Annotated in this window: 19 protein-coding genes; 10 read left to right on the top strand and 9 right to left on the bottom strand. The window is 44.8% G+C overall.

The window, feature by feature from the left end; translation table 11 throughout:
• Positions 1–13: 13 nt before the first annotated feature.
• Positions 14–1,483, bottom strand: a complete 1,470-nt coding sequence (gene zds, locus L8106_RS20665) for a 9,9'-di-cis-zeta-carotene desaturase (protein ID WP_009786389.1) — start codon at positions 1,481–1,483, stop codon at positions 14–16.
• A 923-nt stretch (positions 1,484–2,406) separates the two neighbouring features.
• Between zds and L8106_RS20670 the strand changes: the two genes are divergently transcribed.
• Positions 2,407–2,661 carry a DUF4347 domain-containing protein gene (locus L8106_RS20670; RefSeq protein ID WP_009786391.1) on the top strand — a complete coding sequence of 85 codons (255 nt, stop codon included), beginning with the start codon at positions 2,407–2,409 and terminating at the stop codon, positions 2,659–2,661.
• Here L8106_RS20670 and L8106_RS34575 read toward each other — a convergent pair.
• Together L8106_RS34575 and L8106_RS33855 are read right to left on the bottom strand one after the other, a co-directional pair.
• Positions 2,602–3,126 carry a zinc ribbon domain-containing protein gene (locus tag L8106_RS34575; RefSeq protein ID WP_009785161.1) on the bottom strand — a complete coding sequence of 175 codons (525 nt, stop codon included), beginning with the start codon at positions 3,124–3,126 and terminating at the stop codon, positions 2,602–2,604. The genes L8106_RS20670 and L8106_RS34575 overlap by 60 nt on opposite strands.
• A gap of 277 nt (positions 3,127–3,403) precedes the next feature.
• Positions 3,404–3,862, bottom strand: a complete 459-nt coding sequence (locus L8106_RS33855; RefSeq protein ID WP_009786392.1) for a transposase — start codon at positions 3,860–3,862, stop codon at positions 3,404–3,406.
• A 109-nt stretch (positions 3,863–3,971) separates the two neighbouring features.
• Here L8106_RS33855 and L8106_RS29865 point away from each other — a divergent pair, with 109 nt between their 5' ends.
• Positions 3,972–7,217: a cadherin domain-containing protein gene (locus L8106_RS29865; protein WP_071941430.1), complete on the top strand. Its 3,246-nt coding sequence runs from the start codon at positions 3,972–3,974 to the stop codon at positions 7,215–7,217.
• A 257-nt stretch (positions 7,218–7,474) separates the two neighbouring features.
• The gene (locus L8106_RS29870; RefSeq protein ID WP_009786394.1) at positions 7,475–9,625 is read left to right on the top strand and encodes an Ig-like domain-containing protein; all 2,151 of its coding nucleotides are present in this window, start codon (positions 7,475–7,477) and stop codon (positions 9,623–9,625) included.
• 332 nt (positions 9,626–9,957) lie between these two features.
• Here the strand turns inward: L8106_RS29870 and L8106_RS20690 are convergent, their stop codons facing one another.
• Complete coding sequence (locus L8106_RS20690; RefSeq protein ID WP_009786395.1) at positions 9,958–11,217, bottom strand: cell wall metabolism sensor histidine kinase WalK; 1,260 nt, start codon at positions 11,215–11,217, stop codon at positions 9,958–9,960.
• The gene (rppA, locus tag L8106_RS20695; RefSeq protein WP_009786396.1) at positions 11,210–11,887 is read right to left on the bottom strand and encodes a two-component system response regulator RppA; all 678 of its coding nucleotides are present in this window, start codon (positions 11,885–11,887) and stop codon (positions 11,210–11,212) included. The genes L8106_RS20690 and rppA overlap by 8 nt, the downstream gene beginning before the upstream one ends.
• 210 nt (positions 11,888–12,097) lie before the next feature.
• On the opposite strand from rppA, the gene L8106_RS20700 reads away from it, so the two are divergent.
• Both L8106_RS20700 and L8106_RS20705 read left to right on the top strand, forming a co-directional pair.
• Positions 12,098–12,496, top strand: a complete 399-nt coding sequence (locus tag L8106_RS20700; protein WP_009786397.1) for a hypothetical protein — start codon at positions 12,098–12,100, stop codon at positions 12,494–12,496.
• Positions 12,497–12,583: 87 nt separating this feature from the next.
• On the top strand, positions 12,584–14,416 hold the full coding sequence (locus tag L8106_RS20705; protein WP_009786398.1) for a hypothetical protein: 1,833 nt from the start codon (positions 12,584–12,586) through the stop codon (positions 14,414–14,416).
• Positions 14,417–14,700: 284 nt separating this feature from the next.
• On the opposite strand, the gene L8106_RS20710 is transcribed toward L8106_RS20705, so the two are convergent.
• The 3 genes from L8106_RS20710 to ltrA all read right to left on the bottom strand — a co-directional run bounded on the left by L8106_RS20710 (position 14,701) and on the right by ltrA (position 20,199).
• On the bottom strand, positions 14,701–15,852 hold the full coding sequence (locus L8106_RS20710) for an RNA-guided endonuclease TnpB family protein (protein ID WP_009786399.1): 1,152 nt from the start codon (positions 15,850–15,852) through the stop codon (positions 14,701–14,703).
• Between the two features lie 173 nt (positions 15,853–16,025).
• Complete coding sequence (locus L8106_RS20715; protein ID WP_009786400.1) at positions 16,026–17,672, bottom strand: DUF6930 domain-containing protein; 1,647 nt, start codon at positions 17,670–17,672, stop codon at positions 16,026–16,028.
• Between the two features lie 796 nt (positions 17,673–18,468).
• Positions 18,469–20,199, bottom strand: coding sequence for a group II intron reverse transcriptase/maturase (gene ltrA, locus L8106_RS20720; protein ID WP_009786401.1), 1,731 nt, complete (start codon positions 20,197–20,199; stop codon positions 18,469–18,471).
• Positions 20,200–21,454: 1,255 nt separating this feature from the next.
• Here ltrA and L8106_RS20725 point away from each other — a divergent pair.
• The 4 genes from L8106_RS20725 (at position 21,455) to L8106_RS20740 (ending at position 23,528) form a co-directional block, all read left to right on the top strand.
• Positions 21,455–21,811 carry an iron-sulfur cluster assembly accessory protein gene (locus tag L8106_RS20725; protein WP_009786402.1) on the top strand — a complete coding sequence of 119 codons (357 nt, stop codon included), beginning with the start codon at positions 21,455–21,457 and terminating at the stop codon, positions 21,809–21,811.
• Between the two features lie 298 nt (positions 21,812–22,109).
• Positions 22,110–22,529, top strand: coding sequence for a M48 family metallopeptidase (locus tag L8106_RS20730; protein ID WP_039896841.1), 420 nt, complete (start codon positions 22,110–22,112; stop codon positions 22,527–22,529).
• A 285-nt stretch (positions 22,530–22,814) separates the two neighbouring features.
• Positions 22,815–23,018 carry a hypothetical protein gene (locus L8106_RS20735; protein ID WP_009786404.1) on the top strand — a complete coding sequence of 68 codons (204 nt, stop codon included), beginning with the start codon at positions 22,815–22,817 and terminating at the stop codon, positions 23,016–23,018.
• Positions 23,019–23,180: 162 nt separating this feature from the next.
• Complete coding sequence (locus L8106_RS20740) at positions 23,181–23,528, top strand: helix-turn-helix transcriptional regulator (protein WP_039896842.1); 348 nt, start codon at positions 23,181–23,183, stop codon at positions 23,526–23,528.
• A gap of 28 nt (positions 23,529–23,556) precedes the next feature.
• On the opposite strand, the gene L8106_RS20745 is transcribed toward L8106_RS20740, so the two are convergent.
• Positions 23,557–24,141, bottom strand: a complete 585-nt coding sequence (locus L8106_RS20745) for a rhodanese-like domain-containing protein (RefSeq protein WP_232228542.1) — start codon at positions 24,139–24,141, stop codon at positions 23,557–23,559.
• A gap of 73 nt (positions 24,142–24,214) precedes the next feature.
• On the opposite strand from L8106_RS20745, the gene L8106_RS20750 reads away from it, so the two are divergent.
• Positions 24,215–24,700 (top strand): DUF3122 domain-containing protein, encoded by a 486-nt coding sequence (locus tag L8106_RS20750; RefSeq protein ID WP_009786407.1) that lies wholly within the window; start codon positions 24,215–24,217, stop codon positions 24,698–24,700.
• Positions 24,701–24,753 lie beyond the last annotated feature (53 nt).

Consider the following 24,753-nt stretch of genomic DNA (forward strand, 5'->3'; position numbering starts at 1 on the left):
GAACCATTATCAGTTAACCTGTTGTCACCACTGAGGGTTTCATCAAATTAGCTGTATTATTTAAAATCGCTTGTGCGGCTTGAAAACCGGAAATTGTCGCGCCTTCCATGCTATCAATATAATCCTGTTGGGTGTAACTTCCAGCCAAGAAAAAGTTAGCAACAGGAGTCTTTTGAGGCGGACGATAAAGATCCATTCCCGGCGCTTCTCGATAGAGAGATTGAGCCAATTTAACCACACTATACCAGGTCATGTTAAGTTCTCGGGAGGAGGGGAATAAATCATGCACCTGTTTGAGAACGTGTTGGGCAATTTCTTCGTTACTTTGTTTGATAAACGGATCTCCGGGCGTTAATACTAATTGCAACAATGAACCTTCACCTTGACGATAATAATCCCCCGGACTGGTTAAGGCTAAATCAGCAAAACAAGAGAAATCAGCATCGGCAGTATACAACAAATTATCAATGCCAACCGCCCGTTCTAACTGTTGGCGTTGCTGAGGATCTTTGAGTTCTGTGACCCAACCATCAAAGCGCAATTGTACAGTTGCAACCGGCACCGTATCAAGCTTATAAATGTTATCAAACTCCGACCATTTGCGCCAATCTTGCGGTAATACTTTCTGCACTCCCGGAACATCACAAGCACAAACATAAGCATCCGCTGTGATCGTTTCTTGGGTTTCTCCTGAAGCGACAACCATTCCTGTTACATAGGTTTTGCCCTCTATTTCTGTCGATAGAATCTCTTTAATTCGCCGTCGGGTGTAGATTTTTGCGCCTCGTTCTTCGAGATAATTAATAATCGGTTTATGAAGATATTCATGGGGCGAACCTTCCAACATTCGCAACACCGAAGCCTCAGTTTTTGCTGCAAAAAATTGAAAAATAGTCAGCATACACCGGGCGGATATATTTTCCGTATCGATAAAACCCAGTGCATAGGCAATCGGGTTCCACATCCGCTTTAAACTACCTTCTGAACCGCCATGACTGCGGAACCAATCGGCAAAACTAATCCGATCTAATTCTCGAATTATTTTCATCGCCCCCTCAAAGTCTACCAGTCCACGAACGAGAGGACTTGTACCTAAAGCGAGGGCATTTTTAAACTTATCATAAGACGAAAGCTGAGAGGTCGTAAAAAAGGCTTTGAGTCCGTTAAACGGGGCGCCTGTAATAAAGCGAAAATCTAAACTTCCGGTCATTCCCCCACGGTTAATAAAAGTGTGAGAATGCTCTTTTAACCGTAGGTTTTCAAAGGCTCCTACCTTTTTCATTAAATCAAACAGATGGTAATAACAACCAAAAAAGACGTGTAATCCCATCTCAACATGATTGCCATCGGGATCAACCCAACTGCCAACTTTACCGCCTACAAAGGGACGAGATTCAAAAATTTCAACTTGGTGTCCAGCCTCGACAAGATCGACGGCTGTGGCCATACCTGCTAAACCTGCTCCAGCGATCGCAACCCGCATTCTGCCCATCCATAACCTATTGTCTTCACAGATTGTAACAAAAAATGAGAATCTAAACACTCTCGGGCTGGGTCTGGAAAAATCTTTTGTCTGTTCCCCCCAAACCTCCGCGAGAATACTGTTTCTTTGGAACCCCCTTTCTTGGTACAATTAGAGCCGGGCTTACACCGAAGCGGATTTGTTAGCCAACCCCGATCCCATTTTAGCCGCATAACTCTTGATCGTCAGTCAGTTTGAGGTGACTCCGACGCAGTTTACATAAGCATTTGAGCCGATCCGCCTCGTTATTTTTACGGTGGTGTTGCCCTCCAAGAGAATGGTGTGATAGGATTTACTTAAGTAATCAGGGAACAGTAACAGCATTGTTTTGACGCATCTACAGAAGAGCAACTTTAACTGTTTGAGAAATCCAAATTTTGGGATAAAGTTTCACAGCTCCCGTTGGATTGATCATTAATATCTGGGATATAAAAGAGCATCAAACCCGCGCATTAATAGATGGGCAATGGCATTGTTTTAACGCATCTATATATCGGCAATGGCATTGTTAAAGAATCAGACAGTTTGGGACAAATTTACACGATACCCAAGCTAGATCTGTCGTTTTTCTCTGGGATATAAAAGAGCATCAAACCCGCGCACTAATCAATCAGTAGCGGCATTGTTTGACCCGTCTATTAATCGGCAAAACAATGGCATCGCTTGAGAGAACCACGGCTTTTTTTGAAAAGCAATGGTGCTGATTCCTTGTGCTTCAAAAAATTGGCGAGTTATACCATTTCTCTAAAGTTGAGATACCGATGGTTTAGCTGAAACCCCTGGTATATATACTTCTGACTTCTGACTTGGTGACTTTCGCGATCGCGGTATTACCCTTCTTCTGAAAAATTTCTGATTTTTTTTATTCAACGAGAGTGCTACCCATGTCTCAATTCAATATTTTCAACGGTCCGTCTTTACGCTTGGTTCAGACCATTCAGTTTTCTTCGATTTCTCTCAACCTCCGGAAAACTATTGTTTTTATCGATGCCAATGTAGATCGCTATCAATCTCTCTTGGACGAGATCAAATCAGAAATAGAAGTTCAAATCATAGATGGGGATCGAGACGGCAGTCAATTACCCCGACCCGCTAACGCTGAGGTCGGGGCTTGTATCTGGACTCCACCTCAACTCTAAGAATCTTTGCAGATTCTTAGCTTTGGTTTCTTCGTCCGACACATCGGGGGATACTGACAAAATCCCCGTACTTGCCCAGTCTTGCCGAACAAGCAATGTTCTCATGGCTACATTTCGCGCTCCCACCAAATCAGCATGGAGTGTATAGCCACAACACTCACATTTAAAAGTTAGACCCTGATTGGGTCTATTTTTTTTGGAGATATATCCACATCTGGGACACATCTGAGATGTGAACTGGGCTGGTACTTTTACAGCTAAAGACTGATTCAACACCGCCTTGTAGTCAATGAAGGAATGAAGTTCAGCAAAAGACCACTTCGCTTTATTGCGATTAGCCTTGCGCTGCTTCTTACTCGCTTTTTTCCCAGATTTAGAACGAGTTCGTTCTCTAATGTGCAAAAGATCCTCTAATCCAATTAAGCTGTGAGGTTGAGTAATCTGTTTACTGATTTGGTGGTTCACGTCAGAGGTAAACCGTCTCTCTCTGCCAGATAACGCAACTAATCTGCGCGAGGGCTGACCGAGTGCCTTTCCTCTGCAAGGATTTCCTGGTTTTGTGATAGCGATTAGCTTTATGTCTAATCGCTTTACCAGAAAAGAACTGACTGCTGTTGTCTGTTTTGGCGGACACAGCTAAAAAACGTTGCCCGACATCGATACCTTGCACCTGTTTAATGGTGTAGGGGTCGATATCGGGCAAGTCTATTTCTAAGCTGACTAACAAGTAATAGGTTCTCGATCAAGCAGTATAGTAGATTTTGGCGGAACCAATTTTTGCTCCCTGTTTAATCCAGTCAATGTGCTTGTTGTAGCCAGAATATTTAACAACAATGCGACCTGACAGGGTAACTAAACTCACCTGATTATCTTTTTTCCAGGAATAATCTCGTTGGTAATTGAGGGTGCAGGTTCGGGAAGAAAACTTGCAAGGGTGATCTAACCCCTTAAACAGTTTCTTCGTCTTCCCGTCTTTAATCGCTTGCTGGTTTTGTTTGAATTTTGTCCACTGCGTTTTGTAGGTTGCACCGACTTGGCGAGGGACGTTACACGACATCTGGGCAGGAAGCTTAAATAAATCCCTGATGTCGTAATAGACGAGTTTCTGGAGTTTCGTTCCATTACTCAGTTTGTTGTTGGCGTAGGCTACCCGAGAAGCGTAGCTCAGTGCATCCCGATAAGCCAAAGTGACCTGTCTCACAGCTTCTTTTTGCTCTGGAGACAGGTCTAATTTTCACTTGGCGGTCACAACTTGCTTCACAGATAAACCTTCACGAAATGTTTTCTAGCTTAACGAAGGTGAAGCTGAATTGTCAAGTAGCAATTTTCGGGGCATCGAGTCCCTCAATTGCTGCGCTATTCCTCCCCACGCCGTTTCGCTACGCTTCACTGAGCGTGGGGACTCCCGCGCTTTCGTTGAACGGTTCGCCAAACTGACCGCAGCAGAGGTGTACGCATCAAATACCGTCGTGGGTTCGCCCGAACGGGGTGGAAGTTGGCAACTGACAAGCGTTGCAGGAACGGGAAACATCGACCTCTCGCGTTTGGCGTTTTCTTCCAAAGTGTTGGCAGAATATCCAGGTGTGTTCGCGCAAACGATCAATCCAACGGGAGGCGCAGAGGGTAGCGAAGGCTTGGAAATAACGATCAATGACGACGGAACCTTCCAAGTTGTCCGAGACGGTTCAGAACAGATTTCCGCATTTAAGACGAGTGTCGGAATCGCTTTTGCGGTGGGGGACACGACCTATATCGGCAACAACCCAAGCGGGGAAAGCGGCGATTTTAACGATAACCCCTTGCTACGGTTGCTCGATCAATCCGAGGTCTCCGGTGGGGGAACCGCAGATAACCCATACGCGGTGACAACCACCCTGTACACGGATATCAATGAAAACGGCAGCTACGACCCGGCTACAGAGTTTCAGATTGAATGGGTCGCCAGCTACGTCGCTCCCAACGATTTCTTCTCCAACGGGTTTAACGTTACCGCTCCTGCGGGAAACAACCGCGAGATCAAGCTCTATCAACACTTTGATTCGCAACTCGGAGATAACGACGAAGGGCCTGCCTACGGCTTAACAGATTCAAATACTGCGATGGAAAGCCGCAACGAAAATCCGAAGTTCATCGGGGTACGGCAAAACGCAGGAGAAGAAAATGAAATCGTTATGGGATTTGCCGAAAACGAACCCGAATTTTCCCAGTGGTTCTCAGGTGATTATAGCTCGCCTTATGCTCTGATCGACAACGGGGGCAATCTCAACAACAACTTTAATTCAACCTCCGCAACAGATAATGGTGTTGCCATTCAGTACAACCTCGGACGTCTAACCGAAACGGAGACCATCTCCAACTTTGTTACTTTCTCTTCCGGGGGGGCGACGGAACTGGCTTCCAACAACCTCCCGACCATCACCTCGCCAGCAACGGTAAACGTCAGCGAAAATACCACCACCGTCACCACCATCACCGCCACCGATGACGACGGCGACCCCCTCACCTACTCGCTCCGGGGTGCAGATCGCTCCCTATTTAACATTAATTCCACCACCGGACAGATCAGCTTTGTCAACCCTCCCGACTTTGAAAATCCGGGGGATAGAGACGGCGATAACGTTTATACCTTGCGAGTCACCGTCGATGATGGCAGGGGTTCAACCAGTCAAAACTTAGAAATTACCGTCACCGACGTTGATGACGACATCCCCGCCAACAACCTCCCGACCATCACCTCGCCAGCAACGGTAAACGTCAACGAAAATACCACCACCGTCACCACCATCACCGCCACCGATGGCGACGGCGACACTCCCAGCTACTCGCTCACCGGCGGTGCAGATCGCTCCCGGTTTAACATTAATTCCACTACCGGACAGATCAGCTTTGTCAACCCTCCCGACTTTGAAAATCCGGGGGATACAGACGGCGATAACGTTTACCAGTTGGAAGTTAGCGTCGATGATGGCAACGGCGGAAACGTCACTCAACCCTTAGAAATTACCGTCACCGACGTTGATGACGACATCCCCGCCAACAATATCCCGAACATCACCTCGCCAGCAACGGTAAACGTCAACGAAAACAGCAACACGGTGATCACAATTACCGTCACCGATGGCGACGGCGACACTCCCAGCTACTCGCTCACCGGCGGTGCAGATCGCTCCCGGTTTAACATTAATTCCACTACCGGACAGATCAGCTTTGTCAACCCTCCCGACTTTGAAAATCCGGGGGATACAGACGGCGATAACGTTTACCAGTTGGAAGTTAGCGTCGATGATGGCAACGGCGGAAACGTCACTCAACCCTTAGAAATTACCGTCACCGACGTTGATGACGACATCCCCGCCAACAATATCCCGACCATCACCTCGCCAGCAACGGTAAACGTCAACGAAAACAGCAACACGGTGATCACAATTACCGCCACCGATGGCGACGGCGACACTCCCAGCTACTCGCTCACCGGCGGTGCAGATCGCTCCCGGTTTAACATTAATTCCACTACCGGACAGATCAGCTTTGTCAACCCTCCCGACTTTGAAAATCCGGGGGATACAGACGGCGATAACGTTTACCAGTTGGAAGTTAGCGTCGATGATGGCAACGGCGGAAACGTCACTCAACCCTTAGAAATTACCGTCACCGACGTTGATGACGACATCCCCGCCAACAATATCCCGAACATCACCTCGCCAGCAACGGTAAACGTCAACGAAAACAGCAACACGGTGATCACAATTACCGTCACCGATGGCGACGGCGACACTCCCAGCTACTCGCTCACCGGCGGTGCAGATCGCTCCCGGTTTAACATTAATTCCACTACCGGACAGATCAGCTTTGTCAACCCTCCCGACTTTGAAAATCCGGGGGATACAGACGGCGATAACGTTTACCAGTTGGAAGTTAGCGTCGATGATGGCAACGGCGGAAACGTCACTCAACCCTTAGAAATTACCGTCACCGACGTTGATGAAGCTCCCACAATTTCCGGTACTCCGGCTATCAGCGTCGATGAGGATAGTCCTTACACCTTTACACCCGTTTTTAGCGATCCAGACGGCGATACTCCCAGTTTTTCCATCGCCAACCAACCCAATTGGGCTATCTTTAACAGTACAACCGGAGAACTATCGGGAACCCCAACCGACGGCGATGTGGGTATCACCGAAAATATCATCATCAGCGTTACCGACGGAAGCACAAGCGTTGCACTGCCTCCGTTCAACCTGACCGTCAATGATATTCGCGAACCCGAACCCGTTCAACCCCCGCAACAAAACCAGTCCCCAACCGCAACCGATGAAAATGTAAATGCTCCTTTTGAAACCCCGATCGAGTTTAACCTCACTGATAACATTACCGATCCGGATGAAAACGTTGACCTGACCCAAATAGACCTCGATCCGGCAACTCCGGAACTCGACCGGGAGATCGTTTTACCCGGGGGAACCTTTGCCGTTAACGATCAAGGTCAATTGACATACTCCCCGCTCGTTTACGAGCGGGGATTCTTGACACTTCAACGAGTCCTGCTACCAAGGTAGTCTTACAGTCCCTCTATGTCCGTTTAGAGTCTCCCAATGCCCTATGGCGACTAATATGTATCGTTTTTTTTTGAAATATTAACAATACTTTTCGCTTTGCTTCCAGGTTGGATTTTTAACCATTGCCCTTCGGTCTTTCCCTATTACTGGAGCAGTCCCGGTTTCAACTCTGATCTGATGAGTATATATCGCTGCACTCTTAGGTGGGGATTTCAACCACTTAAATTATCGCACAAGCCGTCCTAAAAGAACGGGGCTTGTATCCCAATTTCTCGGTCACCTTTAACCCGGCCAATAACTTTAGCGGTGTTGTCACCCTTCCCTACACCGTAGCCGACCGGTCGGGAGCAACTTCTCAACCCGCCAATATTTCCGTTACCGTCAGTCCCGACTCCAACCAACCGCCTACAGCCGAGGACGTTGAAAATACATCCATTCTCAACAACAGCCCCGCCATTCCTTTACCGTTGTCTGCGGCGAACTTTGCCGACCCCGATGGTACAGTAGAACGGATTAACTTTTCAATACCCAACTCCGGACAAGGTACACTGTTGCTCGATGGTGTGGCGGTAACAGACCCCGCTGGGGTTCAACGGTTAACCCCAGATCAACTCGATAACCTCAGCTTCCAACCCAATAGCGGGTTTGTCGGAAACGTCACCTTTACTTACACCGTGACAGACGATGATGGCGCTAATTCTAACGTAGCTAATATCACCATTCCCGTTAGCGCCTTCTCCGTTCCCACCCTTCCCCCAACTCCCTCTATTCCCCCAACCACCCCTGAACCTTTTGAACCCCCCGCTAATTTACCGCCTGTCGTCGAAGATCAAATCACGACTGTTCCCAATGACGGAAATCGTTTTCCAGTCCCCCCGTTAAAAGGGAATGACCGAGATGGTCGGGTTAATTTCTACACCATCACCGAATTACCCCCGAATGGTACTCTGTTTCTCAATGGCGAAGAAATCACCAGCTTAGAACAAGTTCGGCGTCTAACCCCCTCTCAAGCTGAACAACTGAGCTTTGAACCCAATCCGAATTTTACAGGAGAAATTCGCTTCTCTTACACCGCCACCGATGATGACGATACGGTTTCTAACGTGGGGACTGTACGCCTGACGTTGGAAGAGGACAGTTCAATTCCTCGGGGTGAACCCATTGATGATGGCGGTTGTGACTGTCCTCCTTTGCCTGAGTTTGGTACTGTTCCCCTACCCGAACGTTTAAATTTGACTCCGAGTCTGTTTAATGCCTTCGATAACGTTATTGATGGCAGTGATAACGCTGATGATATCGTCGCCGGTTCGCTCGGTAGTGATGTGGTGTTTGCCTTTGGGGGAGATGACCGCATTGAAGCTTTTGACGGCAACGATACGATGTATGGCGGTGTTGGTAATGACCTCCAATTTGGCAACCAAGGTAACGATTTTATCCTGGGAGGAGACGGTCGGGACACCCTGATCGGTACTGAAGGCAATAACGGCTTGGCAGCGTCGGCTAATGTTGAGGATAATGATACCCTTCACGGTCACGGCAATGATGATTTAATGCAAGGTGGCCCCGGTGCTGACCTGATGTTTAGCGGCAAGCAAGATGACTTCGCCTTCGGGGGCAAAAACGATGATATGATTTTCGGAGATCAAGGTAATGACACCCTGCACGGCGATCAGGGCAATGACACTCTTATTGGTGATACCCTTGATGAAAGCGAGATCGAATCTGAACGCGGTCTGAGTGGGATGATTGATTTGCTCTGGGGGGGGGCCGGTGATGATTTCATCAATGGCGGTCGCAGTAATGATACCCTCAGCGGTGGGGTTGGAAATGATACCGTTCGCGGCGGGAAAGAGGATGATCTCATCTACGGTGAAGCCGGCGATGACCTGATGTACGGGGATTTGGGCAATGACCAACTCTGCGGCAACGAGGGCAACGACACCCTCTACGGCGATATCAACGATAACCAAACCATTAGTGATGCCCCCGGGCGGGATACCATTTGTGGCGGTAGCGGCAATGATATGTTGTTTGGCGATCGAGACCAAGATCGCCTTTGCGGGGGAGAAGACGGCGATACTCTCTACGGCGGTTCCGGGGAAGATACCCTCGCCGGAGAACAGGGGGATGATTGGTTGTTCGGCGATGAAGGCGATGACCTGATTTCTGGCGGAACGGGTCGCGATCGCTTTATTCTCTTCTCCGGTGGCGGTACGGACACCATCCAGGATTTCCAACTCGCTCAGGACTCGATCGCTTTGGGCGGCGGTTTAAGCTTTGAAGCGTTAACCCTGACTCAAGATGGAACCTCAACTGTGATCGGTCTCGACGGCCAGCAGTTGGCGATTCTCAACGATGTACAGGCGAGCGCTTTGAGCGAAACTAACTTTACAGCTTTTGTCGGCTAGTCTGTTGTGCCATCTTTGATCTCTAAACGGCGACCGTCAGATCAAAGGCGATCGCCGTTGTCTTGGAATTTCATCCGCTTCTTAATTGAATTCTGTCTTGATTTTCAGCCGTATATAAAAATATTTAGATCGCCCGTCAAAACCATCGCCAACTTCTCCGTGAAAATACTGAAATTAAAATGCGCGGAGATACAAACAAAATAGTGACCAGTTTGACAGTGACCAGTTTTTCAGTGACCCGTGACCCGTGAAGAGTACACACTGATAACTGATAACTGATAACTGATAACTAACTGCCTGTTGCCTCTTTCCTCCCTACTCCCTGCATCTTCTCAACTGTCGAGTCGGGGAAGTTCGAGGGTAAAGGTAGAACCCACTCCGACGATACTTGTGGCCCGCACATAGCCTTGATGGGCTTCGACAATTTGTTTAACGATCGCCAACCCCAAGCCAAAGCCGCCTGTTTTGCGGGTTCGGGCTTGATCGACCCGATAAAAGCGATCAAAAATATGGGGTAAATCTTTGGGCGGAATACCCATTCCGGTGTCTGTTACCGTAATCATTACCCAACGGGATTCATAGATTAATTTTAGGCTGATTGTTCCTCCCGAATTTGTATATTTAAAAGCATTATTGAGAAGATTTTCAATGGCTTGACGCAGTAACTCGGGTTCGGCGCGAATTAAAATAGACTGTTGGGGAAGTTGAGTCAAAAAGATGAAATTTTGGTCTAAGGCTAAGTCTTGATAAAATGTTGCTAAATCCGTCAAAATTTGAACGATATTAACGGTTGGCAATAACTCGGGATTGAGTTTACCTTCGTGACGGGCTAACAGCAATAAATGACCGATTAAAACTGTCATTGATTTGGTTAAATTAACGATTTTTTCTAGGCGTTGGCGGGGAATTTCATCGCAAGTTGGGGCGAGTAAACCGACTTGGGCGTTGCTGAGAATGGCGGCTAAAGGGGCGCGTAATTCGTGGGAAGCATCGGCGGTAAATCGGCTTTGGGCTTCGTAAGATTGACGAATGGGTTGCATTGCCATTCCGCCCAACAACCAACCGGTTAAACCAATAATTCCCAACGTGATCGGCACTCCAATACTTAAAAATAAACGCAGGGTGTTTATGGTGTTTTCTAAGGGTTCTAGGGAGGTTGCGACTTGCAAATAGCCGATCAGTATTTGATTGTGTATGACAGCGAGGGTTAATTCTCTGACTTGAATATTTTGATAAATCGTTAAGCTTTTAAAGCCGGAATTTAAGCGGATAGTTTCGGTGGGTGTTTCTCCAACAAACTGAACCAGTTTCCCTTCTCGATTGTACCAGCGAACATATTTTAATTCATTGCCAAACCCGGAATTATTCCGCAACATTAATAGGTTTTCAAATTCTAGTTTGGGTTGGGCTTGGCGGGTGTTCAATTCAACCGTTGAAGCGAGGGCGTTGGTTCGATCATATAACGCACTATCGAGCGATCGCAGTTGGTGGCGAGTTTCGATATAATAAATAAAATGGGCAAATAGAATTAAAATTCCCCCCATTGACCAAGTAAACCAACGGGCTAAATTCCGACGACTTTGACTAAACATTGGGCTGATTAATTCGGTATCCTAAACCGTAGACTGTTTCTATCCAGTTGGCTGCATCCACTTGTCCTAAACGCTGTCTTAAACGTCTGACGAGGGTACTGACTGCATTACTTTCGGGGGGGTTATCCCATTCCCATAAAGATTGTTCGATTTGATCTCGGCTTAAAACTTGGTTGGGATGGCGGAGAAAATATTCTAAAAGTTGCGATTCTCTAACCGAAAGTTGAACCTGTTTTTCTTCTCTTTGTACGCACAAACGGGCTAAATTTAATTCTAAATCCCCCAATTTTAAACTATCTCCCAACCAGTGGGGAGAACGTCTCCCCAAAGCGCGAATTCGGGCGAGAAGTTCGAGTAAATCTATCGGTTTAACCAGGTAATCATCCGCCCCGCTATCTAACCCAATTACTTTGTCAGCAGTGGTATCTTTAGCGGTTAAAAGCAAAACGGGTGCTGTTTTTCCCATACTTCGATAGGTGCGACATAGTTCAACTCCAGAAACAGCGGGTAACATCCAATCAAAAATCAGTAAATCATAATCGGTTTCGCCCATTAACCATTGGGCGGTGTCTCCCGTTTCAACTCCATCCACAATATGTCCGGCTTGGGAAAGGGCGGTGCGGATGGGTTCTAATTGTTCTATATCGTCTTCAACTAATAGGATTCTCATCAGTTGTTTATCTCGTTACTCTAGTTTATCAGACAATTGACCGACAATAAAAAATTGTCTTTTGTCCTGAATCTCCCCCGATAAATATCAATTTATCTTGTTAGATTAGAATTAGAGAAACACCTGTTGAGCCTTGCCAAAGCTACTGTCCAAACTGGACGGAAAAAGTGCATAATAATTAAAAGTAGCACAAAAATTTCAGAGATGATTATGAAATTGAGAGATTGGCGAAAAATAGCCTATTCAGTGGGTTTAGAATTTTGGTTTCCCTTACCGTTAATTGGTTTAATCTTCTGGGTGGGAACGGGTTGGACAACCGCTGCTGTGTTGGGTGAAGCCCCCCAAATTGAGCGGATATCTGTGGAAGGGGAAACATTACCAGAAGTTGAACTGGTGGTGAAAGGACAACTGATTTCTATTGAAGCTAAAATTTACGAACAAAGAGGTTATACCAAAGTCGATATTGATACCGATAGTCCCACCTTAAAAGAGTTAGAATTTGAGTTTCCGGTGACAGATGTGGCGGGTGTGGAAGCGGAACTTTCTCACACCCTAAACTTATCTCCCGCACAGCTTCGGACTTTAGTTCGTTATCAAATTTACGACTAATTTTTTCTAAGATCAACCCCCTGTCATCTTCCTGTCATTTTTAATTTTTAAAGTAACATCATCGAGTTCAGAAAGGCAGGACAAGAGATGATTGAACCCAATCCCTTAGCAGGTTTATTTCCCGGAGCAACTGTTACCGGAGTTGTGGGGGGTTTTGTAGACAATGGAGACGATTTTACTTTAAATTGGTCGGGCGGTACTACCATTGTCGATCCCAACCCAATAGACGCCGATCAATTGGGTTTAATGATCGGGGAAAGCGTTAACGTTTTTGTGGGGGAATTTGACGGTTTAGAAATCGATAGCCCCTCCATTACTCGCCCCGATGGTTCTGTCGTTTTGGGCGGAAATCAACCCGTACTTCCCCCAGAAATTCCCGCCGATCCTTTGATTGGAAATCCTCCAACTGTTCCTGTGGGTATTCCTCCAATGGTGGCTACAACGGTGACAGGAACGGTAATTAATTTAGTTGATAATGATGAATTTCTGCTTGATATTAATGGCAGTCCATTATTAGTTGATGCCAATTTACCCGATGCACAATTTTTACAATTAGTTCCCGGTGAAGTTGTCAATGTTGCGGGTGTATTGGATGATGAAGACTTCGATACCTTTTCAGTAACTCGTGCTGATGGTTCGCCCGTAATTCCGACTGCGGTTGTTCCTCCAACTGTTCCTGTGGGTATTCCTCCAATGGTGGCTACAACGGTGACAGGAACGGTAATTAATTTAGTTGATAATGATGAATTTCTGCTTGATATTAATGGCAGTCCATTATTAGTTGATGCCAATTTACCCGATTCACAATTTTTACAATTAGTTCCCGGTGAAGTTGTCAATGTTGCGGGTGTATTGGATGATGAAGACTTCGATGCGTTTTCAGTAACTCGTGCTGATGGTTCGCCTGTAATTCCGACTGCGGTGATACCTCCGGTTGCTCCGACGGTTGTTCCTCCAACTGTTCCTATGGGTGTTCCTCCAATAGTTCCCGGTTCAACTGTTACCGGAACGGTAATTAATTTAGTTGATAATGATGAATTTTTGCTTGATATTAATGGCAGTCCATTATTAGTTGATGCCAATTTACCCGATGCACAATTTTTACAATTAGTTCCCGGTGAAGTTGTCAATGTTGCGGGTATACTCGATGATGAAGATTTCGATGCGTTTTCAGTAACTCGTGCTGATGGTTCGCCTGTAATTCCGACTGCGGTGATACCTCCGGTTGCTCCGACGGTTGTTCCTCCAACTGTTCCTATGGGTGTTCCTCCAATAGTTCCCGGTTCAACTGTTACCGGAACGGTGATTAATTTAGTTGATAATGATGAATTTCTGCTTGATATTAATGGCAGTCCATTATTAGTTGATGCCAATTTACCCGATGCACAATTTTTACAATTAGTTCCCGGTGAAGTTGTCAATGTTGCGGGTATACTCGATGATGAAGATTTCGATGCGTTTTCAGTAACTCGTGCTGATGGTTCGCCTGTAATTCCGACTGCGGTTGTTCCTCCAACTGTTCCTATGGGTGTTCCTCCAACTGTTCCCGGTTCAACTGTTACCGGAACGGTGATTAATTTAGTTGATAATGATGAATTTCTGCTTGATATTAATGGCAGTCCATTATTAGTTGATGCCAATTTACCCGATGCACAATTTTTACAATTAGTTCCCGGTGAAGTTGTCAATGTTGCGGGTATACTCGATGATGAAGATTTCGATGCGTTTTCAGTAACTCGTGCTGATGGTTCGCCCGTAATTCCGACTGGAGTAGCTGGACGCGGTGTAAATTACGACTGGGATGATGACTGGGATGATGATGACGACTGGGATGATGACTGGGATGATGATGACGACTGGGATGACGACTGGGATGACGACTGGGATGACGACTGGGATGACGACTGGGATGACGACTAAAACTTTTAATTAGGTTTGATTGATTGGCAAAAAAACCCAGTTTTTCGGTTATTATAAAGATTTGACATCCTCTCCGTCGTAAACAACGGAGATTCCAAACATCACTGTCTGGGCTTCCTCTTTCCACGAGCTGACTTACTAGGTTGAGTTTCCCCAACAGAGCAGAGGACGTTCTCTCGGGAGGCGTTAATTTCCGTCTGCCCGACGGTATTTTAAAAACAGATATTAAGCGGAAGAACGGATTAAGTTATCTGTAGGACAGCATAAATCTCTGATACTCGCAGTTAAATTAATCCGTTAATCGATTTCTTATCCGTTTCTTTATTTGATAGTTGTTTTAATGCAGATTTCAGTATATTTCTGGCGGCATTTTCATCTCGGTCAGCAATATACCCACAGTGAGGACATTTGTGAGTCCGTGTGGCAAGAGTTTTTACAACTTTCTCGCCACAATTTGAACAGTTTTGAGAAGTATACGCGGGTTCAACAGCAATAACTGGAACCCCATAAACCCTCCCAAAATATTCTAACCATTCTCGAAACCTGTACCAAGCTGCATCGCTAATTGACTTGGCTAGATGATGGTTTTTAACCATGTTGCGAATCCGTAGGTTTTCAACCGCTACCAAGTCGTTAGACTGTATGACGTGTTGGGCTAGTTTACAAGCCCAATCGTTACGCCTGCGTGAAACCTTGAGATGCGCTCTACCTAATTTGTTTCTGGCTTTTTGGCGATTTTGACTTCCTTTTTTAGTTCGAGATAATCGACGTTGCAGCTTTTTCAGCTTGCGTTCATCTTTTCTCAAAAACCGAGGATTGTCTATTTGATTACCAGAACAATCTGTGTAGAAATAGTTTAAACCTACATCTAATCCTGTTTGTTTTCCTGTTAGTTCTTTTTTCTCCTCTCGTTCATGGTCTATCAGAAATTGAGCATAATACCCGTCATGTCTTCTAATTACCCTCACTCGTTTGATTTGTTCGAGTTGATGAAAGTGCAGGTTTCGGCTTCCCCAAAGCTTAAATGTACCCGTTTGAAACTTGTCAGTAAACGTTAAATAACGCCTATCTTCCGAAAGTTTCCATCCTGATGTTTTGTATTCAACAGACGCTCTAACTTGATACTTTTTAAACTTTGGGAATCCTTTGGAGCCTGGTATTTTCTGCTTACAATTCCGATAAAATCTTTCAATTGATGCCCAAGCTCTTTCTGCGTGTGCTTGTCGTGCCATTGAGTTTAACCTTGATGCCCAAGGAAACTCTGGATTGTCTGACAACAGTTTGCAGTGCTTGTAGGCATCGTTGCGGCTTTTAACTTGACCATCTAACCATGCTCTGATGACGCTGTTGCGAACAAATAGACCTGTCCGAATGGCTTCATCCAAGCTTCGGTACTGGCAATATGTTCCTTGCAGCTTCATTTCATATACGAGCATAATTTATCTTCGTCGCTTACGATAAGCCATCATAGCACAAACATAATCCGTCGTGAACGACGGGGCTTTTGACCCGCTTTTTTTGGTAAAATCTTGAAATAACCTACAGAAAACTGGGTTAATCTGTTGGGAAATTGGAAGTCAAAAACGTTTCTAAATTTGTTCAATTTACACTAGAACGAAGTCGGCACCAATTGTAACGGCCCGAGTCCTAACTCTTGAGGAGAGAGCGATCGCACTTCTAAGAGTGCCATCATATCTTTAAACCCAGGCTGACCCCGTGAGGCCCCGGTTAATCCCATCGCAATAATTAAACCACACCAGCCCTGAGTGTTCTGACATCGTTGTTCCCATTTTTGACGGGCTTGTTGATGGGTGGGGTCATCTTCCATAAATTCACCCAAGAGGTGTAGATCTCCATTTTCCGTTCTCAAAATCCCTAGATCGTAATTACAACCTGCCATCGGATCTTCGCCGGGATTAAAACAAATTCCAGTCAATCCTCCGGCTGCTTTTAACGTCTGAATCAAGGTTTGGGCTTTCGGTTTAGAAGTTTGAATTAAAATCACGGGTAAACCCTCACCGTCTTGGGGAATATCGATTTCTGAGGCTTGATGAAACTGGATGTGATTTCGCAAATATTCTGCGGTGTCCCAAGGCATTACACCCAAACTCAAGAAAGACTTTGGTGGCACCAGATCATCGTGCAAAATCGGCATTTCTAAATCTAATTCGTCTTCATCCTCACTGTCGGATGTGCTTGCCATGTCTAACAGTTCGCTCGCGACTTCTGGCAGAGTTGCCACTGTTACCATGATTTGCTTTTTCTGGGCATCAGACTTGAGAAAAGGGATGCGATAGCGACGAGAAAGGGCTGGAAACTGGTGAGACTTGAATTTTTGCCGAAAGTCTCGCAGAAAGCGATGCAAGGCTTCTAGGGTAACTAATACTGTTGCGGCTTCTTCTTCGTAGAGAATAGAACGTAACCCTTCTAGCGGATGTAAATTGCCAAAGCTGGGTTGAATTTCGGAAACGGACAGATCGGCAAAATTCTCGTCATCCTCATCTTCATCGTCTTCAAAGTCCAACATGGACTCATAGGTGACAAATAAACAGTCTTGAGTTAGGAAGGCTTCTTCGAGGTTATCGTGCGGTTGATGTTGCACCACTCGCTCCCGAAACTGTTTTAAGGAGTCCAAAGAGCGATACATCAATATGCCATAATCCATCCCTAATTTACCCAAGGTGGAAATATAGAGGGTGGTGACATCAAATTCATTGAGTTCGATGGAGATGATTTGGTGTTCGCCGAGTTTTTCCCAGGGAGCATCCTGCCAAATGGTGTAGGCTTTTTCTTGCAGAGCAGAAGCGTGTTGAGGCGGTAACTGAGGCGGACGGTTTTCTGCGACTTCTTGAAGTCCGCGAAAGATTTCATCAATTAGGGGTAAATCCGGGACATATTCAATCGTGATCTCAAGATCTTGGAGAACCCCCCGCAAGAAAAATTGAATTTCGCGATCTTTGACCACAATTTTTTGAGGACGAGCCGCAGGAGTCGGGCTTTGAGGATGTTCCATCGCTCGCAGTAAGGTTCGCACGGTTACTTCTGGCCCCAGGTCAGAACCGACCATATCCATCGCTCGTACCATTCCTTGAGAGCCATCGACCCAAATAATACATTCGCTACTACTGCCTGAGTCCTCTCCTTCGAGCTTAGAACTGGACTCCGAAGACACCGAACGGCGATCACCTTCCCACACACTAGGAATTTGAGGTAAGTTTTGTAGCCGACGTAGAGTTGTGAGATTGAGACGTGCCATCTAATACAATGTTCCCATTGGCAATATTAATCTTTGGGGGCTTCCTCATCAGGAAGGGTTCCACCCAGTTAGACTTTTAACATTTATTGTAAGCTTAGGCTTTGACACTCTCGTTGACAAGCTTGATGCTGGTCTGGAGATTTTTGATTTTTACCCGGTTGACTCAACTCGGATGAGCGAGAAGTCTAATGCTCGCTACGACTGAGTTCACAAAGATTTGAGAAGGATTTGAGTTTGACCGAAAAAATTGGGATACAAGCCCCGTCCTTTAGGACGGCTTGATGCTAAACTTTCTTTTGTGGAAAGGGTAATCAACCACACTAAAAACCCAGTCGCCGAAAAGGCAGCGCACCTTGACGCACTGAAGTTATGGGGTTCCGTACAGGAAAGCTTGTACGGGTAAAAGGCGCAACGCAACAAGTACAGAGAAACCAAGATTTTAGGTTTTGAACTGTAGGGTAGGGCATACCCAAACAGGCTGCTGAAATGGAGCAAAACGCTTGAGGAGAGTCCATCTCTGGTATAGATAGGTCGCCCTATCTGTATTAAGTGGACTCGCTGAACCAAGAATCCCCGCCGTTTACGGCGTGGGAGTGTCAATTCTACAGACATCGAGACCTCAGAAAGATTTCTAGATTTGACTTTGTTGTTTTTTTACTATCAACAGACAACAATTGGTTTGATTGAGATCGAGTCAGCCTGACCCGCAATTAGGGGTCGAGGGGGGCTTTACAACCTCCGACTCCCATTCAAAACCGTGCTTGCTACTTTCACAGCACACGGCTCCTAGTACAAGTTATCTGTTATCATCAGAACATCCGGTTTCTTTTGAGTTATAAGACCCATCGGTTGCCGTTTTAATGTCGTGACAATGGCGATGTAATAATTGCAGATTTTTGTATTCATCTTTACCGCCTATTGACGTTGGGATGATATGATCGATTTCTACAATATCATCTGGGGTGAAATATTGTCCAGATGATTTACATTTGCCTTTTTGCTTTTTGAGCAAATTTGCTACTCGTTTGGGAACATCGTAGGATGTACCTTTTCTTGTACTCCAGTAAGTCCAGTTTCCGTCGTAGGGTGATGCTTTAGGTCTTATAGTTACGTGACGTTTAATAGTTGTTTCAGCATGGCTTAGTAGTTTATAACCATCTTTGGTTTCAAAACTCCATGCCCTATTACCGTTTTTCCTGAAGTATTTCCTCAGTTTATCGTAACTAGCTTTACCGCATCTGCTAACTGTCCATGCTCTTAATCTTTGCCATGTAATATGGTCTAAAGAGGAGAATGTCTCTTTGGAGGCAATCTTGGAATGGTAATTGCACCATCCTCTAATTACAGGGTTTAGGCGTTTGATTAGTGCGTATTGGGGTGCAGTTTTGTAAGTTTTAATAACTTCCTTAACCTTATCCGCGTGAGCTTTAATTGCCTTCTTGCTAGGTTTTATTATGGTTTTGAACCCTAATAATTTTGAGTTCGCACTACCAGTCTTACCGGAGTGGTGTTTCCCCACTGGGTATTGTCTGAAGTTCCACCCTAGAAAGTCGAATCCTGGTTTAACCTTTATGCCTTTTACCTCAATTTCTCTTAGTGTGTGGCATATACGGGTTTTGGCTGTTTTCAGTTCTAACCCAATAGGTTTTAACCATTCTTCGATGGCGATTTGGCACTGTTGAATAACTTCTAAATGTGGGCTAATTACCACAAAGTCATCTGCATACCTAATGATTTTTGCGTAGTTTTTATTGTTGTTTGTTCTTTTTGGAAAGAATTTCTCAACAAGCCTACTCATTCCATCCAGTGCGATGTTAGCAAGTAGAGGACTAATAACACCTCCTTGTGGGGTTCCTGCCTCTGTTGCTTCAAATATGCAGTTATCCATAACTCCAGCTTTTAACCATTGTCTGATTTGGGCTTTTATTGTTGATGGACAATCGATTTTGGACAGTAGGTGTTCATGGTTAATCTGGTCGAAACACTTTGCGATGTCAGCATCTAAGATGTAATATTCACCTTTGTTGATACTTTGGAAGATTCGTGACATTACGTCATGGGCTGAACGTCCGGGTCTAAACCCGTAGCTTTCCCCCTCAAATCTGGCTTCCCATTGTGGTTCCAATGCAGATTTTACCAAAGCTTGCCTTACTCTATCGTGTATAGTCGGGATTCCTAAAGGGCGTTTTTCATCCTTGGATTTGGGTATCCATTTCCTTCGGAGTGGTGCCTTCTGGTATTTGCTTAGATTTTTGGCAAGTTCTGACCGTTGTTTGGGTGTAATGGATTTAATTCCATCTACCCCGGCTGTTTTCTTACCCTGGTTATCTTGAGTAACCCTTCTTATTGCTAAGAGTTTGGCGTAATACGACTTAACTAGGAGCTTTTGAAGCTTTCGAGCTTTCGCATTTTGACCCGATATTGATGCCTGGTAAATTCTCTTTTGCAGCTTAAATACTATCCGTTGAACTTTCGCCCAATTGATTGTATTCCATGCAGTCGTAGTCTTGGTTATACTCGTTTTCACCGTTTTAACTGCTAATTGAAACTTTACCTAACAACTTGACCGGAATCTATCAGCGTATCCTAAACATTACATCTAGGCTTTAGCTTCTGACTCCATCTTTCGCCCTCATAACATTCGCCTTAGATTTGTGGCTACCTATCAGTATTCGACCTCTGTAGGAGTAGATGAGGGGTTTTAACGTTCCTTGAAAACGGGGTTATTGCCTTTAGAATCGTCCTGTCCGCCGGGGTACTTTTGGGAGTCTGTGTAAGTGCAGTAATAAATTCTTACCTCTTTGTATAAGTATTACAAAACTTATACCTTTTCCCCTTGTTCTTTTGAACGCAGCGTAATCAAGTCAGTTTCGCTACTTAATAATCACGACGGTTCTAGCCAGACGTTCACTTTCGTTATTCTTGGGCAATTGGCTAGAGAACTCCTTTGGTATTTGACTTATACCTGATTTCCCGTTATTCCCAGCTTCAGTGTTTTGATAATCAGTCTGACACTGTGGAAATTGCCTTAACTCTTTTGGATTTGTTTATTACTTCCTGTTGGGGTTCATATCCAATTCCATTGACTCCGAGTTTGACCTTCCTTTAAGGTCACATTTTCAAAGTTAAAGTGGATTATGTTTTTCAATAACCACTTCCCTGCTTACGTTTCGGGTTTTATTCCTCAACTTTGGCAGGAACGTCTCGCACTAATTCAAATAGTTTAACATCTGATGCACTTTTCGGTGATCCTGTATCATCAGGATTCTTTTGGAGGTGGGGAGATAGGGCGGAGGGGAGATGGGGTGATGGGGAGAGGAGTTTTTTCCGAGGAAAAATAGCTTTTTATTAATAAAAATCCTCCCGACCTCCCGACCTCCCGACCTCCCGACCTCCCCAGGGCTGTTTCATTCTAAGTTAAAAATTGCCGGGGTTGATGGGGTGAAAGGGTGATGGGGTGATGGGGAGAGGAGTTTTTTCCGAGGAAAAATAGCTTTTTATTAATAAAAATCCTCCCTACCTCCCTACCTCCCGCGCACGGGTTCGCCACTCCCCTCAACGCGGGGAACCCGCGCACGGGGGTGGACTCACTACCTCCCCACCTCCCCACAAATCAAGTTTTCGGGCAACGAAACGGCCCTGCCGACCTCCCGACCTCCCCACTTCCCAACCTCACGACCTCACGACTTTTGACTTCATTATGCTCGGCTTCTTCAAGAATTGGTAAAATACAAGCATATAGAGAAGAATGACCACTGTAAATTAAGGAGTCGGGACAATCCATGACACAAACCGCTCAGTCTCAAACTCAAGGAATTCAGATGACCGATACTGCGGTCAAACAAGTTCTCATGCTCCGTGAAAAGCAAGATAAAGATCTTTGCTTGCGCGTCGGTGTCCGTCAGGGAGGATGTTCTGGAATGTCTTATGTGATGGACTTCTGTGATGTTAGCACTATTCGAGATGATGATGATATCTTTGATTATCAAGGGTTCAAAGTGGTTTGCGATCGCAAGAGCATTCTCTACATCTATGGTTTAGTGCTTGACTATAGCGAGGCTTTAATTGGTGGAGGATTCCAATTTACTAATCCTAATGCTGCTCAAACTTGTGGCTGTGGAAAATCCTTTACAACTTAGAACGGTTGGAAAATTCCCCAAACCTTCCCAATTGTAAACTTTTGTTTGCAACTTCTAAGAACTGCACAGTTTGAGTGACGATAGGTAATTGGCAAGATCACATCAGCCTGATGCTTGCCTTTTGCCTATTGTTGTCTAACTGGGCTGAAATGATTAATGATTATTGTGTGCAAGATTGTTGTATAGCACTACGCAAATTGGTTAGGACATTTCTAAATTCTGAAACCCTTTCATAGTCTGCTGATCCGGCGTTCCCTGTTCCCTATTCCCTAGCGCGTAGCGCTATATGTTTGATCTTATGAAAACTCCTGAAGAACTCTTTAAAGAAGGTTTTGACCGTTATCAAGCTGGGGAAGATCCTCAAACTATTATTCCTATATTTCAGGAAGTTTGTGATCGCGCTCCCAAAAATAGTAATGCTTTGACCAGTTTAGCTTGGTTATATTTACTCACCAATAAACCCTCATCCGCCTATAAAGCGGCGAAGTCAGCCGTTAAACTCAATCCCCACGATCCTCAAGCTCGGATTAACTTAGCGGTGGCGATGCTTGATCTCGAGAAAAAAGGCGTTCGTCCTCATATCGAAATTGTACAACAAATGATTATGGCGGACTCAGAATGGCTCGATGAAGTGAAGAAAAATTTTGATGACGGTTTGACTCGAAAACCGGAGTGGAAAAGCCTGGTTCGCGTTCAAAAATGGTTACTAGAAGTTTAAAGATTGCAAGTAAGTATATTTACCTTTTTTCGCGTTGAGGAGTACAATGAATTTTAGGGCGAAATTGATATCAATAGATCAGAGTTCAAAGCTTGACTGAACTAGGGTTGAAAGATGATTGATGGTTTAAGGATAATGTCGAGTTGTTTAGGTTTTGTAACAATTAATAACATAAATTCACCCAAAATTCAGTCAACCAATGATAAGATTTGGAAACTTCAGATATTAACAATCTTGATTCACGGTTGACAGTAATTTTAGATAAAGCAAGGAGTTGTGAAAGCTATGACTATCGATAATCAAGTCCACGTTAAAGCAGAAACCCGTAACCATAAAGGTTTTTTTGTACAGCAAGCCGCTTACCAGCTCAAGAGTATTGATGATTCAGGCTGGGCGCTGATTTGTTTAGATGATGCGGTTTGCTACTATGTTGATCCCGATAACTTAGAAGCAGACTCAGACGATGATTCAGAAGAATCTGAGAGTTAAATAACATTTCACTGATAAATACTCATTAAAAGAGATTTACTTTTGACATATAGACTGGGTTGGGATAGCTGTACTGAAATCAGGTATGGCTATTTTTTTGCGAAACCGAAAAGGTGTAACATAGTATTAAGATAGTCAAATTTCAAAATACAGTTTTCCCCAGTGCAGAATACTGCTTCTTCCTCCGCTCTGATACCCGTCGCTGAATACTTTAAACTGCTTTCTGAAGTGAGTCGCCTGCAAATCTTAAACTGTTTGAGATCTAGAGCGATGAATGTTACCGAGATTTCCGAAGCCACGGGTTTAGGACAAGCTAACCTTTCAAAACATCTGAAAATTCTGACTCAAGCGGGGATTTTGTCGCGTCAACCCGTTGGAGTCAGCGTTTACTATGAAATTAATGATCCCCTCATTTTTGAACTGTGCGAACTGGTTTGCGATCGCTTAAGTGATCGTATCCAACAGCAAGCTAAAGAAATTCAGCAACTCAAAACCCTACATTCTAGCTAGCCGCGCGCGATCGCCCGAGTTGATGAAATTAGGATTTGATCTGTTGGTTGTAAGGTAATTTTGCTAATAACAACGCTAAACCACAAGTATTCGTAATTCCCGCAAACATTAACCCCGCACCGACAAAACCACTCAACACTAAAAACCCAGGAGAAACAAATGCACCTAATAAGGTTCCCGTCAACACCAACGAACCTGCAACAATTTGCACCTGACGCATAAGACTCAGGGGTGCTTTTTTGTTAACTTTTGTTTGATAACCCTCAGCTTTCCAAGCATTGAGTCCCCCTTCTAAAGTGGCAAGATTTTCAACTTCAAAGCCACTGGCGGCTAACTGTTGAGCGGCTTGAGTCGAACGACGTCCACTCAGACAATAAACCACGACCTTTTTACTGTCATTGGGAATTTGACTGGGATCGAATTTGGATAACGGGACTAAAATTGACCCCGCAATATGTTCGCCTGCGTATTCGACAGGTTCACGCACGTCTACTAACGTTACCGCTTGTTGATCGAGCCACTGCTTAACGATAGCGGCTTCTACCGCTTCGCCTTGATGAATTTTTGTTGTGCTACTGGTCATCATCTGAAGTTCTCCACGTTGTTTTTTCAAGCCAGATTACAAGTTATTATATTTTCATATTACCATATAGTAAAATAATGACACCATTTGCAGGTCAGTTCCCATGGTCAGAAAACAACAGCTAATTTTCTCGGGCTTTTTAATCTTGATTTTGTTATTAACGCTTAACTTGAGTGACTCTCAATCTGCTGAAGCTGTAATCAGACAACAACAAGAAACACCTGAACAGGTTCTTTATCAATCTCGCCATACTTTACGGGATAATACGGGAAACTCCTGGCAAGTTATCCTGTTTAAACGAGTAAAATCTGGTGAATTGCGTGAGATTAACTTACGTTTAGTAGGGTTTCCGGGTGAGGTTGAATTTGCTCATGTCAAACCTTTGAAAATTAAGGATGCTGACAAGATTTTACAGGCGAGTGATGTGTTTACCGAAAAATCTCCGGCTCCAAACGTGGGTCAATATGATTTAAAACCAATTTTATCTCAACTGTCAAGTAAACGTTTAATTGAATTGGAATTACCATTAGAAAAAGAGCGAACCATTAAAGTTCCTCCTGCTGTTATTTTAGAATGGCAAAGCATTTAACAGCTCATCTGGCAAAGAGGCAAAACTGTAAACTCTAACCTGTAAAAGATGGG

It is taken from the genome of Lyngbya sp. PCC 8106, from assembly GCF_000169095.1.
Lineage (GTDB): Bacteria > Cyanobacteriota > Cyanobacteriia > Cyanobacteriales > Microcoleaceae > Capilliphycus.

Bases quoted from the DNA above. Each gene is read 5' to 3' on its own strand.
- L8106_RS20735 (WP_009786404.1), top strand. From the start codon at position 22,815: ATGACTATCGATAATCAAGTCCACGTTAAAGCAGAAACCCGTAACCAT.
- L8106_RS20700 (WP_009786397.1), top strand. From the start codon at position 12,098: ATGAAATTGAGAGATTGGCGAAAAATAGCCTATTCAGTGGGTTTAGAA.
- L8106_RS20710 (WP_009786399.1), bottom strand. From the start codon at position 15,852: ATGCTCGTATATGAAATGAAGCTGCAAGGAACATATTGCCAGTACCGA.
- L8106_RS20705 (WP_009786398.1), top strand. From the start codon at position 12,584: ATGATTGAACCCAATCCCTTAGCAGGTTTATTTCCCGGAGCAACTGTT.
- L8106_RS20690 (WP_009786395.1), bottom strand. From the start codon at position 11,217: ATGTTTAGTCAAAGTCGTCGGAATTTAGCCCGTTGGTTTACTTGGTCA.
- L8106_RS20715 (WP_009786400.1), bottom strand. From the start codon at position 17,672: ATGGCACGTCTCAATCTCACAACTCTACGTCGGCTACAAAACTTACCT.
- L8106_RS20730 (WP_039896841.1), top strand. From the start codon at position 22,110: ATGAAAACTCCTGAAGAACTCTTTAAAGAAGGTTTTGACCGTTATCAA.
- zds (WP_009786389.1), bottom strand. From the start codon at position 1,483: ATGCGGGTTGCGATCGCTGGAGCAGGTTTAGCAGGTATGGCCACAGCC.
- rppA (WP_009786396.1), bottom strand. From the start codon at position 11,887: ATGAGAATCCTATTAGTTGAAGACGATATAGAACAATTAGAACCCATC.
- L8106_RS20725 (WP_009786402.1), top strand. From the start codon at position 21,455: ATGACACAAACCGCTCAGTCTCAAACTCAAGGAATTCAGATGACCGAT.
- L8106_RS20670 (WP_009786391.1), top strand. From the start codon at position 2,407: ATGTCTCAATTCAATATTTTCAACGGTCCGTCTTTACGCTTGGTTCAG.
- L8106_RS20750 (WP_009786407.1), top strand. From the start codon at position 24,215: ATGGTCAGAAAACAACAGCTAATTTTCTCGGGCTTTTTAATCTTGATT.